Origin of the sequence: uncultured Dysgonomonas sp., from assembly GCF_900079725.1 — a bacterium.
GTDB lineage: Bacteria > Bacteroidota > Bacteroidia > Bacteroidales > Dysgonomonadaceae > Dysgonomonas.
Map to the genome: position 1 here is coordinate 939098 of NZ_LT599032.1, position 14005 is coordinate 953102.

Here is a 14005-nt window from a genome sequence, read left to right on the forward strand (position 1 = left end):
TTATAACTTCAGGCAAACAAAAAGCCGACTGAGAGAGTCTCGGCCGGCATTACTTATTTAATGTATGTGAGAATCAGATATCAAGAAATTCAACTTCTCCCGACTCGATATGATAAATGGCTCCGACAATCTTTACATCGCCTTCTTCATTCATTTCTTTGAGGAATGGTTCTGATTTTCTCAATTGCTTTACTCCATGTATCACGTTAGCTATTATTGCTCGGTTGTAGACATCTCCTTCGGTCTTGAAAACTTCATTTTCTTCCTCTTCGCTATCCAGTTTTTTGATGATGGATTCGATATGTCCGAGTTTTTCTGTATGGTGGGCATCGTGGTTTTCATGGCTGTGTTTTATATCCATAAATGCTTTTACCGCCCCACAGCTTGTATGCCCCATCACAACAATCAGCTTTGTACCGAGATGTTCGGCTGCATATTCGATGCTACCTTCTTCATAATCGGCCATTACATTCCCGGCAGTACGAATAGAGAATATATCTCCCAGTCCTTGATCGAAAACTATTTCAGGTGTCACACGCGAGTCGGAGCAACTGACAACAATTGCAAACGGTTTCTGTCCAGTTTTGAGTTCTTCGATTCGGGTCAAATCCTGATGATTGTGTAATAACTGACCTGAACAAAATCGCTTATTACCGTCTTTGAGTGCAGTCAAAGCATCCTCGGACATTTGATCTTGTGCATAAGAAATTACTGTTGACAAGCTAAAAATAGTCATCAGCAAAACGTGTTTAGAAAAGTAGCTTGGTTTCATTATAGTTGTTATTAAAAAAAATCGGACAAAAGTAGAGAAAGATTCAGTTTCAGGTTCTTTATTGAATATATTTTATAGGACAACAATGTTAAATAATGTAAAGGAAATATTGCAGCAAATAATAATATGATTTCCTTTTTATGTTAAACAAAATTTCAATTAACTTTATCAGCAACAAATTAACGATTTATCATGAAATACAATTTTTGTGGAAACAGCGGGTTACAGTTACCTGAGATCTCATTAGGCTTGTGGCACAATTTCGGAGATGTGGATAATTTCGAAGTAGCCACATCTATGATTTTACATGCTTTCGAGAGTGGCATTACACATTTCGACCTTGCTAATAATTACGGGCCACCTCCCGGGAGTGCCGAAACTAACTTCGGTAAGATACTGGCTAAAGAATTGAAAGGTCACCGCGACGAGCTCATCATTTCATCCAAAGCAGGTCATCTGATGTGGGACGGGCCTTATGGAGACGGAGGTTCGCGCAAATACATCATGGCTAGTATAGACCAAAGCCTGAAACGTACAGGGCTGGAATATTTCGATATTTTCTATTCGCACCGATATGATCCTCAAACCCCTGTGGAAGAGACTATGCAGGCCCTGGTAGATATTGTACGTCAGGGGAAGGCCTTATATGTAGGTATATCGAAATACCCACCTGAAAAACTGATTCAGGCATACAATATACTGAAATCACAGCATGTGCCTTGCCTTATCTATCAGGATAAATACAGCATGCTTGTGCGCGAACCCGAAAATGAGCATATGAACATCAACGATAAATACGGTGTGGGTTTCATTGCTTTCTCTCCACTGGCTCAGGGTCTACTTACGAATAAATACCTGAATGGCATTCCCGAAACTTCACGTGCTCACAAAAGTCACGGCTTCTTGCAAGAAAGTGAAATTACGCCTGAGGTGATAAAGAAAGTGAAGGCGCTCAACGGCCTTGCAGGTCAGCGCGGGCAAACACTTGCCGAAATGGCTCTGGCATGGCTACTCCACAACAAACATGTAACATCTGTTATTGTAGGTACAAGTTCATTGAATCAGCTGAAAGATAATCTGAAAGCAAAGGATAATTCGTATTTCACAGGTGAAGAACTAGCCTTGATAGAAATGATTCTGGCATAAAACAAAAAAATAAGCATCCCAACCACAGGGATGCTTATCCACTTTCAATCCTTATAACTTAAAAACTACAATAAGGCCTCAGACCTATTTACTATTTTATTAAATTTCAATACAATTATCAGCTATATTTATTTACATCGTCAGCACGATGTTATTTTCATCAGCCATGCGGCGTATATTAAGTATAGCATAACGCATACGTCCCAGAGCTGTATTGATACTAACGCCTGTATGGTCTGCTATTTCTTTAAAACTCAAATCCTGATAGTAACGCATCTCCAATACTTCGCGCTGACTATCGGGCAGATACGAAATCAGCTTACGGATATCCGATGTAATCTGCATACGGATTATCTCGTCCTCGATCGTACCATCACATAACAACGGATTGTTCAACAAATCGACCGGGGCCTCGTCATTAGAAATTGTATTCTCATTCTTTTCCTGACGAAAATGGTCTATAATAAGATTGTGGGCGATACGGGATATCCAGGCACGGAACTTCCCTGTCTCGGTATAGCGGCCTTGCTTAATCGTTACAATAGCCTTGATGAAAGTTTCCTGAAAAATATCTTCTGCCAGTTCTCTGTTGCGCACAGTGAAATAGATATAGTTGAAGACACTGATTTTGTGTCGTGACAGGAGGATATCAAATGCCTGATTGTTGCCATTAGAATAATCGGTGACCAATTGTTCGTCGGTCATGGTTATCAATGTATCCATTATCTCTTATATTTTAAAGTTAAAAAGAGTAATGTTTATTCTATAGGCAAAAAATTTTTAGAGGGTTTTTAAATAATCTTGCGTTAATGATACAAATAAAAGACAATTTTATGGAATTGACAATATCTAAAAGATTATTTAACAGTGTAATGCGATTTTGCTTAATTTTATATATAAAGCTACAGGTTTACTAAAAGATATAAAATAGTCAAAAAATAGAGCTTCCATTTCAATAGAAGCTCTATGGTCTATATAATAATATACGCTTATTCTTGTTCTGTATCAATAACTTTCCATACTACAGCCGAAATCGCAGCACCTAAGAACGGAGCAACAATAAATAACCATAGCTGAGATAAAGCTTCTCCTCCCTGAAAAATAGCAGGACCTATACTACGTGCCGGATTAACCGATGTACCAGTAATAGGAATACATACGATATGCACCAAAACCAAAGCCAAACCGATAGCAACTCCGGCAAACTGATTGTTTGCACCTTTAGATGTAACGCCCAGAACAACCAATACGAAGATAAAGGTAAAGACTGTTTCAGCTACAAATGCAGGCAGCAGATCGGTATAGCCGTTAGCTCCGGTAAAAGTTGTTGTTGAACCGGAATCCTTTGCCAATACATATAATATGGCTGAACCGATAATAGCGCCTATCACCTGAAAGATCATATACAAACCGGCGTCTTTGGCCGATATTTTTTTAGATAACAACAAGCCCAGAGTGATTGCCGGATTGATATGACAACCCGAAATTTTACCGATGGTATAAACCATAGCCAATACTGCCAATCCGAATGCAAATGCTACACCAAGTGTACCAACCGAAGCAAACGGCTGTCCGGCTCCTGCAAATACTGCTGCACCACAACCCATAAGTACCAGAACCATAGTTCCGATCATTTCTGCTAAATACTTTTTCATTGAATTTCTATTTTAATTAAACATTTGTGCTACTTGTGTAATTTTGTGTTAACTATATAGGATAAGGCGAAGTTAAATATAAAATCGAATAAAAGATAAAAAGGCTGCATTTTTTTAGCTCTTCCATTTCTAGTATTGCTACCATTCCCTATATTTGTAACACTCAATTAATAAACATTAAATCTAACACATATGAAGAAGTTATTGTTTTCGTTTTTGGTCTTTTTTATTTGTATGTCTGTGTTCGGACAGGAGTATAATGTTCCGAAGAATTATAAATTTGAAAATAAGGAGTCTTATAAACCTTATGAGCCACAGATAAAAGAAACGATAGACTGGCTCCTGCAAACGCCGTTGGGTAAGGACGCAAATAAACGGCAGGAAGCAAATGCATTTCTTATGGCCTGGCTCACCGGAACACCGGATGTGCATTTAAAAATAGATGCCGGTTTTATGATGAATTTCATCAAAGTAAATCCTGAGTTGGTAATGCCTTTCACTGCCGGATGGACTAAATATTCACTGGATAATGGTTATTCGGAAGATGTGGTAGAGGGTACAAAAGCAGGAGTGGAAACAGTGATTACTTTCTACCGAAAAAACAGAGGATATCTCAAAAAAGATAGCAATATAGAGAAGTACGAGAAATTGATGGAAAAAGGAAAGCTGGAAGCGGAAATAAACAAGATACTAAATAAGAAATAATTATACAAAAAAGGAAATCATGAAAAAAATTGTATTCACCCTATTATTCGGATTACTATGCATCGTTAGTTGTAACCAAAAAGCAGCAACCAATCAGGACGATACAATCGTTATAAAAACAGGCATAGAGGCCGAAGAAAGAACCGGTGACGAACTAAAGATAGCTGCTATCATAACTGTTAAACCTGAAGCTATAAAAGATATTCTTCCTATATTCCAGGCTGTAGTACAAGGCAGTCAGGAAGAAGATGGTTGTATTTCCTATAACGTACACCAGGACACCGGCGATTCTACACGGTTTATCATTCTCGAAGAATGGGAATCTCAAGCCGCAATCGACTTTCATGGTAATACCGAACACTTCAAAACATACCAGAAAGCATCGAAAGATATGGTTGCAAAGAAAGAAGTAATAAAAATGAAACTCGTATATTAGAATATACCTCCTAATAAAAAAAGTAAAAGTCCCTGCATTATTTGTCTGGGACTTTTATCTTTAAAGAATGATGATTTTATATACGAGCAATCTGTAAAACACAAATAAAATACATACTTTTGTAACCTCAAATAATATAAAACGATAAGGTTATGATGGAACTGAAAATTGTTGCCGTTATTGTAGTAAAAGCTGCATATAAGGAAGAGTTGGAAAAGGTATTCCATACCGTAGTAGATGAAACCCGTAAAGAAGCAGGAAATGTATCTTACGATTTACATCAGGATTGCAAAGACCCTTTAAAGTATACTATACTTGAAGTATGGAAATCGCAGGCAGCTATCGACGAACATAATGCAAGTGCGCATTTCAAAGCATTTGCAGCTGCAATAGAAGGTAAAGTGGATAGCCTGACAGTGGATGTAATAAAGAAAATATATTAAAATACCGATGAGCCCATTATTTAATATGCCAATATGCCAATGAGTAACACTATTAGAATTGGCACATTAACTAATTGGCATATTAGCACATTAAATTTATAATTATGTACAGAAATCATACTTGCGGAGAACTGACTCTTGCTGATGTAAATAAAGAAGTAACCCTTGCCGGATGGGTGCAAAAAGTGCGTAAACTTGGTGGCGGAATGACCTTTGTCGATCTTCGCGACCGTTATGGAATTACCCAATTGGCATTCAGCAAAGATGTAAACGCAGATTTGTATGAACAATCGAATAAGTTCGGGCGCGAATATGTATTGCAGGTAACAGGCACAGTACAGGAGCGTTCGAGCAAGAATATGAATATACCTACCGGCGAGATAGAGATCATCGTAAACAAGCTCGTTATTCTGAATACATCGGAAGTTCCGCCTTTCACTATCGAAGACGAAACCGATGGAGGCGACGACCTACGCATGAAATACCGCTATCTGGACTTGCGCCGTACTCCTGTGCGCAAAAATCTGGAGCTGCGTCACAAGATAGCATTCGAAACACGTCGTTTTCTGGACGAACGCCAGTTTATAGAAGTGGAAACCCCTGTACTGATTGGTTCTACTCCTGAAGGTGCGCGCGATTTTGTTGTGCCATCGCGTATGAATCCGGGTGAGTTTTATGCCCTGCCGCAATCGCCTCAGCTTTTCAAGCAATTGCTGATGGTATCGGGATTTGACCGTTATTTCCAGATTGTGAAATGTTTCCGCGACGAAGACCTTCGTGCCGACCGTCAGCCGGAATTCACACAGATAGACTGTGAAATGTCATATGTCAATCAGGAAGACGTGTTGAATATGTTTGAAGGATTGACTAAGCACCTGTTCAAAAAGGTAAAAGGCATAGACATCCCCGACTTTCCGCGCATGACATATGCTCACGCAATGAAATATTACGGTTCGGATAAGCCGGATACACGTTTCGGGATGGAATTCGTGGAAATTAAAGACCTGACTACAGGTAAAGATTTCGTAGTATTCGATTCATCCGAATATGTAGGAGCTATTTGTGCTAAAGGTGCGGCATCATATACCCGCAAGCAACTGGATGCGCTTACCGACTATGTAAAACGTCCACAGATCGGAGCAAAGGGACTTGTATATGTACGTTATGAAGCTGATGGCTCTCTGAAATCGTCTGTCGATAAATTCTATACAGCCGAAGACCTGAAAAAATGGGCGGAACGTTGTCAGGCTGAACCGGGCGACCTTATCCTTATCATATGCGGCGAAACAGAAAAGGCGCAGAAACAGCTATGCGAACTCCGTCTCGAAGTCGGAGATCAACTTGGACTTCGTGATAAGAATAAATTCAATTGCCTTTGGGTTATCGACTTCCCTCTATTGGAAAAAGACGAAGAGCTAGGACGCTTCTTTGCAAAACACCATCCGTTTACCAGTCCGAAGGAAGAGGATATTCCAATGCTGGAATCAGACCCGGGAGCTGTGCGTGCCAATGCATACGACATGGTGATCAACGGTGTTGAAGTTGGCGGTGGTTCGGTTCGTATCCACAACAGCCAGTTGCAGAACAAGATGTTCCATGTACTTGGGTTTACCGAAGAAAAGGCTCAGGCTCAATTCGGCTTCCTGATGAATGCATTTAAATACGGAGCACCTCCACATGCTGGTCTAGCATTTGGACTCGACCGTTTAGTATCTCTTTTTGCAGGTCTGGATAGTATCCGCGACTGTATTGCGTTCCCTAAAAATAATTCTGGACGTGATGTTATGATCGATGCACCAGCCGTTCTTGAACAGGAACAATTGGATGAGTTGAACCTGAAGGTGGAGATAAAGGAATAATCATTAAAGTAAAACCATTATAAAATGCTCCGGTTATTCTGACCGGAGCATTTTTATTTAAGAAAAGTTTTATCTTTAAGCCAACTAATAAACATCTATGACCGAAACAAACAAACAAGATATGATCATTCTACAACCTGTGAGGGATGAAGATATACCTATGATAAAGAAATGGCTCCATAAAGAATATATATTAAAATGGTATCATGAGCCAGATGAATGGATCAGAGAAATAGAAGAAAGAAATGGTGAATTTGCCTTTCTCAATCATTACATTGTATATCAAGGGAACACTCCATTCGCATTCTGTCAGTATTATGATTGTTACGATGCTCAGGAAGAATGGTATGTTGTGGATGCTCCCCAAAAGACCTTTAGTATAGATTACCTCATAGGAGAAAGCCACTATCTGGGCAAGGGATACGGTAAGGCAATTGTTAATGCTCTGATAAATAAAATCAAAAGTCATGAGGGAGCACAGGAAATAGTGGTGGAACCTGAAAAAGAAAACATCCAGTCGTGTAAAACCTTATTATCGTGCGGTTTTATTTTTAATGACGACAAACAATACTATTCAATTAATTTATAAAATAACTATGAAAAAGCTCGTCAAGATCTTGCTAGCTCTCGTAATCGGAATAGTCATCCTCCTGAGTGCTGTGTATGCTTATTATGGTGGTTTCAGAACTATAAACTTTGAAGTAAAAGAGGTAGGTGGAGAAGTATTCGTCTATGAAAATGTTACAGGAGATTACAGTCAAAGCCCGGTGGTAATGGACAGTATTTATTATACGTTGCTCAACGATTATAAAATAGAAACAACAAAGGGGGCAGGCATGTATTATGACAATCCTCAACAAGTGGAAAAGAGCAAACTGCGCTCGGAGATAGGTTGTATACTTGATACCCCTCTTGACAGTATGCAGATGGCGGTCCTCTCAAGCAGATTCAAAGTTAAAGTGTTATCTAAAGGCGACTATATTATGGGAGAATTTCCCAATAAGGGGATGATATCAACAATAGTAGGAATAATGAAAGTATATCCGGCGATGACCAAATATATAGAAACTACCGATTATAAAGCAGACGGACCTGTGATGGAAATATATGATGTACCGGCTAAAGTAATTATATACAGGCAATCCGTATCGAAATAGAAGTGAAAAGAGGAGTATTTCCTCGTACTCCTCTTTTCCTATTCAATTATTTCTTACCTAATTTATTTAATACTATTTCTTTAAAATCCTTCCATCCGGTAGAATTACGTGCTACTATCGTTCCATCAGGAGCTATTAATATCAAACGAGGGATGCCTGTTATTCCGTAGATTTTAGTCGGTATTTCCTGCGCATTTATTATTTGAGGCCACTCTATCTTATCTTCTGCAATGGCCCTTTCCGTATCTTCCGGCTTATCCCATACAGCCACTCCTACTATTTCAAAATTATCTCCTCTATATTTTCTATACAGTTCTTTTATTTCCGGAGTCAGCCCACGACAAGGACCACACCAGCTTGCCCAGAAGTCTACCAATATATATTTGCCTTTTCCCGCATAATCCGACAGTGATACTTTTGTGCCATCAGGCTGCTCTATTGTAAAGTCACTAAACTTCTGACCTTCAGTAGTCTTTTTCAGAGCATCATTTGTTTCCACAATTCTTTTCACCATTTCCAAGGAAGCAATATCTTTACTTAATTTGGCCACAGCGGTATCTATCTGACCTGTACGCATCCACATCGACATCTCGTACAATACAATAGACCCGATAACATTATTTGTGTTAGCATCGAATGTATTTTCCATCAGGTCCATATATTTGGGAGTCCATACTTTAATAAATATACTATCGAACTCAGCTTTGAGCTTATTTTTATCCTTAATTTTATTTTTTAGCTCCGTATAGATATCTTCTCTTTCTTTATACAGTTCACCCGTTTTCTTATTATAATCTGTCAAAGCATCATTCAATGGAGTATTTGATGCTATGCCATCTTTCAAATTAACAATTATTCGCCCTGTATCCAGTATCAAGGGTATATATACATCATCTTCAATGAATACTCCGGCATACCGGATAGTATCTGCGATCCCTTTAAATACAAATTTGCTGCTATCTATTAAGGCACTGTCTATCTTGTTATTTCCCAACCTATTATTGTCGACAAGATAGATTTTCTGCCCATTATAGGTCGAATCGGCTATACCCTCAACCATATACCCGGGTATTACAGATTGTTTTTTTTCACAGGAAACAATAATGGCCATACTCGTTACCATTATTAATAAAGCATGGATTGTTCTTATTTTCATATTATTAGGTATTAGAATTGATAAATTTAAAATTTTTAAAATATCTTTCTCCAATAGTACTGTTAAATAAATAAAAGAGGTTGTTCATCCAAACTCGCCGTCTATACAGGTCTTATCAAATGTAATATGTGCCTGAAATAAAAGATTCCGGTCGTAATGGATAAAGATTTTCAAAGAAAATTATCTATATAGATAGAAAGCTGATATTATATAATTATCAGTTCTCCGTTCTTTGAAAATTTGAAATTATAAAAACAGAGAGAAATAGACAAAAGAGAAAAATAGTGTAAAAGTGTCAAGTTTGTCAGGTTTTCACAAAATAGTTATGAGTTATAAGTTTTGCCGCTTCTTATTATTAACGGCCAATAGACAGAAAAAAATAGACAGATAATAAAATGGGAAAAAAGTGTCAGGTTTGTCAGGTTTTTACTCCTACCCTATCAAATACAGATATATTTATCCAAGTATTCAAAAAACAGGGTCGCTCAATGAACAACCCTGTGATATTTAAACTCCAAATGATTACAGTTTATATTCCTGCCAACTCTTAATCGGGATATCCGTTTCCTTCATTTCACAGAAAGCTTGAATAAATGCACTCGCCAAGCGGGCGTTTGTGATTAGCGGAATATTATGGTCGATAGCCCCACGACGGATTTTGTAACCGTTGGTAAGTTCGCGGCGTGTATGATTCTTAGGGATATTGACAATCAATTCGAACGTGTGATTCGACATCATATCCATCACATTGTGCTCCTTCTCTTCATCCGGCCAGCTAACCACCATTGCCTTAACACCATTATCTGCTAAGAACCGGGCTGTTCCGGCTGTTGCGTAGATATCATAATTATTTTCCTGCAACATGACACAGGCATCCAGCAGATCAACTTTCGATTTACTGTCACCGGACGAAACCATTACGCTCTTCTTCGGAATATTATATCCGACTGAGATCATCGACACCAGCAATGCTTCACTGAAATCATCTCCTATACATCCCACTTCTCCGGTAGAAGACATATCCACTCCGAGAACAGGGTCGGTATTATGCAGACGGGAGAATGAGAACTGCGAAGCTTTTACACCGATCCAGTCAATATCAAAATTTGAGTTATCCGGCTTTTCGTAAGATGCATCCAGCATAATTCGGGTAGCCGTCTCAATGAAGTTACGTTTCAATACTTTAGATACAAAAGGGAAGCTACGTGAAGCGCGAAGATTACATTCGATTACTTTCACTTCATTATTTCTTGCTAAAAACTGCATATTGAAAGGTCCGCTAATGTTTAGCTCTTTCGCTATCTTGCGGCTTATGCGTTTGATACGGCGTGCAGTTTCGAAGTATATTTTCTGAGCTGGAAAAACAAGTGTCGCATCACCCGAGTGTACTCCGGCAAACTCCACATGTTCCGAAATAGCATATTCTACGATCTCGCCGTTTTTAGCTACAGCATCGAACTCTATTTCTTTTGCATTTTGCAGGAACTGGGAAACTACTACCGGATATTCTTTCGAAACCTTTGCAGCCAGCGTCAGGAATGTTTCCAACTCCTCTGCATCGTGACATACATTCATCGCTGCTCCTGAAAGTACGTAAGATGGACGCACCAGCACAGGATAACCTACCTTTTTCACAAATTCCTCAATGTCACTCAGACTGGTCAATTCTTTCCATGCAGGTTGATCCACACCTAATTGATCCAGCATACTGGAGAACTTATGGCGGTTTTCAGCCCTGTCAATAGATAATGGTGATGTGCCCAAAATCGGAATATCCTGACGATGCAACCTTATAGCAAGGTTGTTAGGTATCTGTCCGCCCATCGACACGATTACTCCCTTAGGCATTTCCAGGTCGAGAACATCGAGTACCCGTTCGAATGACAGTTCGTCAAAGTAAAGACGGTCACACATGTCATAGTCCGTGGATACAGTCTCAGGATTATAATTAATCATGATAGATTTATACCCCAGTTTGCGGGCTGTCTGTACGGCATTTACCGAACACCAGTCAAATTCTACCGAGCTACCGATACGATATGCCCCCGAACCAAGTACCACGACGGATTTATCATTTTTAAAATACGGCACATCATGTTCGCTCCTGTCGTATGTCATATACAGGTAATTCGTCAAATCGGGATTTTCGGATGCAACCGTATTAATACGTTTCACAGACGGCAGTACATTCATCTTCTTGCGAAGAGTGCGTACACGAAGTGATTCTTTTTCCACATTTCCATCAGGATCTTCTACAAAACGCGCAATCTGGAAATCGGAAAATCCGAGGTGTTTTGCTTTCAATAGTACAGGTTCGGGGATTGCTTCTATACTATTATAATCTTTCAGGATAAGTGAATAGTCGTATATATTTTTCAGTTTTTCGAGGAACCACGGGTCAATCTTAGTCAGGTCGTGTATTCTTTCTACGGTATATCCTTCTTCAAATGCTTTGGCAATGGCGAATACACGCAGGTCGGTAGGGTTTGAAAGTTCTTCATCGAGGTTATTGAATTCCAACTCGCGGTTGCCTACAAAACCGTGCATCCCCTGTCCTATCATGCGAAGTCCTTTCTGTATTATCTCTTCGAAGGTTTTTCCGATAGACATTATTTCACCTACCGACTTCATACTGGAACCGATAAGGCGTGAAACCCCTACAAACTTACTCAAATCCCAACGCGGAATCTTACAGATCAGGTAATCGAGCGAAGGAGCTACATAAGCTGAATTAGGCGTCCCCATTTCTCCAATCTGGTCGAGAGTATAACCTAATGCGAGCTTAGCCGCTACAAAGGCCAACGGATAACCTGTCGCTTTGGATGCCAATGCGGAAGAACGGCTCAGGCGGGCATTAACCTCGATAACACGGTAGTCATCTGTTTCGGAATTGAAAGCATATTGGATATTACATTCCCCTACTATACCGATATGGCGAATGGCTTTCTTAGAAAGCTCCTGCAACATAGTCAGCTCTTTCTCGTCCAATGAACAAGTAGGAGCAACAACGATACTTTCCCCTGTGTGAATGCCGAGAGGGTCGAAATTCTCCATACTGGCAACGGTGAAGCAGTGGTCGTTCTTATCTCTTATAACCTCAAATTCTATTTCTTTCCAGCCTTTGAGTGATTCTTCCACCAATATCTGTTTGGAATAAGCAAATGAGCTTTCACACAAGGTCTTGAACTCTTCCAGATTATTACTGATACCGCTACCCAAACCACCTAAGGCATAAGCCGAACGTACCATAACAGGGAAACCGATACGGTTAGCAGCAGTGATAGCATCTTCCATTGTTTCCACAGCCTGACTGACAGGTGTTTTCACATCTATCTCATTCAGTTTTTCCACAAACAGATGGCGGTCTTCGGTAGCCATAATCGCTTCTACGGAAGTACCCATAACTTCTACGCCATACTTTTGCAGTGTACCGTTCAGATACAGTTCCGTACCACAGTTCAGGGCTGTTTGTCCTCCAAAAGCGAGCAAGATACCATCTACGTTCTCTTTCTTTATTATTTCTTCAACGAAATAAGGAGTTACAGGAAGAAAGTAAACCTTATCGGCAATACCTTCCGAAGTCTGGATAGTGGCAATATTGGGATTAATCAACACGGTATAAATCCCTTCCTCCTTTAATGCTTTTAAAGCTTGTGATCCGGAGTAATCGAATTCTCCGGCCTGCCCGATTTTGAGTGCGCCCGAGCCTAGCACAATCGCTTTCTTGATCTTTTTGTTAATTGACATAAAATTTATGGCTAATTATGATGTTAAGGTCGCAGACCTATTTATTATTTGTCAAATGCAAATACAATAAGCAAGGAAATTGATATCATACCAATATAAATTTCGTCTTTTTACTTATTCTATATATAATTGTGTAAAGATAAGGCTTTTTTTCAATTAATTCCGATTAATAATTCCGGCCTGTACTCGAAGTGCATGGTGTCGTAATGATACCACTTCCCGCCCCAGATAAAGCCATGCTTTTCGAAGATATCTACAATCTGCTGTGGTATACGGTTCTTATATTTCACATCTACGTCTTCTGATGTACAACGACAGTCCCATTGCCAATAGTCGGAATACCTGACATTCAGGTCAATTGCTGTACCGAAACTATGCGAACTCATACGGTCTGTACCCCTCACCTTCCGCCAATTGAAAGTCCCGGCACTACGAAGATAATCTTTAAGTTCGGGGTGTTTGTCCAACTCATCCGAGATTTTCTGAAGTTGCTTATCTACTCCGTTTATACTTGTTACCCTCAACTTCTGATTTATAAGATTGGGACACCATGTGATTGCGACAAGGTTTTGTTGTACTTCGGATGAAGTAGAGCCATACATTTTCTTTAGCAATTGTTCGTTGCGTATCCGCCCGGGGTCATGGTTCTTGGGTATATTCTTCAGTTCGCCTTGTTTGTAATCATAAGCAAATATATCTCCTAAATCGGAGCTGTTTATGAGTTCGCTATGGTTCTTCTTTCCTCCTTCATCGTATCTGATTTTAGAACCGTCATACATGATAAGAGACGATCCGTCATATCCTTTAATCCGGGATGGATAAGCCTGTATTAACTTTCGCACTCCCGAGGGATATGTCCGGTCCTGTGCTCCGGCATAAAGTACGCTAAGTAAGAGAGATAGAGCCAAAGTAAGATAATTTTTCATGTA

At 39.5% G+C, this 14005-nt stretch carries 13 protein-coding genes; 7 read left to right on the plus strand and 6 right to left on the minus strand.

All coding sequences use genetic code 11. The features are described from left to right. Nucleotides 1-73: 73 nt before the first annotated feature. Complete coding sequence (locus QZL88_RS04050; RefSeq protein ID WP_296938761.1) at nucleotides 74-736, minus strand: carbonic anhydrase; 663 nt, start codon at nucleotides 734-736, stop codon at nucleotides 74-76. A 228-nt stretch (nucleotides 737-964) separates the two neighbouring features. On the opposite strand from QZL88_RS04050, the gene QZL88_RS04055 reads away from it, so the two are divergent. Next, a complete protein-coding gene (locus QZL88_RS04055; protein ID WP_296938762.1) occupies nucleotides 965-1918 on the plus strand; it encodes an aldo/keto reductase in 954 nt (317 codons plus the stop codon). Between the two features lie 132 nt (nucleotides 1919-2050). Here the strand turns inward: QZL88_RS04055 and QZL88_RS04060 are convergent, their stop codons facing one another. Together QZL88_RS04060 and QZL88_RS04065 are read right to left on the minus strand one after the other, a co-directional pair. Further along, entirely contained in the window at nucleotides 2051-2641 is a 591-nt protein-coding gene (locus QZL88_RS04060; protein ID WP_006800418.1) for a sigma-70 family RNA polymerase sigma factor, read from the minus strand. A 266-nt stretch (nucleotides 2642-2907) separates the two neighbouring features. After that, on the minus strand, nucleotides 2908-3573 hold the full coding sequence (locus QZL88_RS04065) for an MIP family channel protein (protein ID WP_006800419.1): 666 nt from the start codon (nucleotides 3571-3573) through the stop codon (nucleotides 2908-2910). 192 nt (nucleotides 3574-3765) lie between these two features. Between QZL88_RS04065 and QZL88_RS04070 the strand changes: the two genes are divergently transcribed. The 6 genes from QZL88_RS04070 (at nucleotide 3766) to QZL88_RS04095 (ending at nucleotide 8173) form a co-directional block, all read left to right on the plus strand. Beyond that, nucleotides 3766-4278 carry a hypothetical protein gene (locus QZL88_RS04070; RefSeq protein WP_296938763.1) on the plus strand — a complete coding sequence of 171 codons (513 nt, stop codon included), beginning with the start codon at nucleotides 3766-3768 and terminating at the stop codon, nucleotides 4276-4278. Nucleotides 4279-4297: 19 nt separating this feature from the next. Then, complete coding sequence (locus tag QZL88_RS04075) at nucleotides 4298-4714, plus strand: putative quinol monooxygenase (protein ID WP_296938764.1); 417 nt, start codon at nucleotides 4298-4300, stop codon at nucleotides 4712-4714. Between the two features lie 152 nt (nucleotides 4715-4866). Further along, nucleotides 4867-5157: a putative quinol monooxygenase gene (locus QZL88_RS04080; RefSeq protein WP_296938765.1), complete on the plus strand. Its 291-nt coding sequence runs from the start codon at nucleotides 4867-4869 to the stop codon at nucleotides 5155-5157. A gap of 104 nt (nucleotides 5158-5261) precedes the next feature. Beyond that, complete coding sequence (gene aspS, locus QZL88_RS04085) at nucleotides 5262-7016, plus strand: aspartate--tRNA ligase (protein WP_296938766.1); 1755 nt, start codon at nucleotides 5262-5264, stop codon at nucleotides 7014-7016. A 97-nt stretch (nucleotides 7017-7113) separates the two neighbouring features. Further along, nucleotides 7114-7605: a GNAT family N-acetyltransferase gene (locus QZL88_RS04090; protein WP_296938767.1), complete on the plus strand. Its 492-nt coding sequence runs from the start codon at nucleotides 7114-7116 to the stop codon at nucleotides 7603-7605. A gap of 7 nt (nucleotides 7606-7612) precedes the next feature. After that, a complete protein-coding gene (locus tag QZL88_RS04095) occupies nucleotides 7613-8173 on the plus strand; it encodes a GyrI-like domain-containing protein (RefSeq protein ID WP_296938768.1) in 561 nt (186 codons plus the stop codon). A 46-nt stretch (nucleotides 8174-8219) separates the two neighbouring features. Here QZL88_RS04095 and QZL88_RS04100 read toward each other — a convergent pair whose 3' ends face one another. The 3 genes from QZL88_RS04100 to QZL88_RS04110 all read right to left on the minus strand — a co-directional run bounded on the left by QZL88_RS04100 (nucleotide 8220) and on the right by QZL88_RS04110 (nucleotide 14002). Continuing rightward, the gene (locus QZL88_RS04100; protein WP_296938769.1) at nucleotides 8220-9329 is read right to left on the minus strand and encodes a TlpA disulfide reductase family protein; all 1110 of its coding nucleotides are present in this window, start codon (nucleotides 9327-9329) and stop codon (nucleotides 8220-8222) included. 522 nt (nucleotides 9330-9851) lie between these two features. Then, complete coding sequence (gene carB, locus QZL88_RS04105) at nucleotides 9852-13070, minus strand: carbamoyl-phosphate synthase (glutamine-hydrolyzing) large subunit (protein ID WP_296945008.1); 3219 nt, start codon at nucleotides 13068-13070, stop codon at nucleotides 9852-9854. A 158-nt stretch (nucleotides 13071-13228) separates the two neighbouring features. Next, on the minus strand, nucleotides 13229-14002 hold the full coding sequence (locus QZL88_RS04110; RefSeq protein WP_296938770.1) for a M15 family metallopeptidase: 774 nt from the start codon (nucleotides 14000-14002) through the stop codon (nucleotides 13229-13231). Nucleotides 14003-14005: the final 3 nt, after the last annotated feature.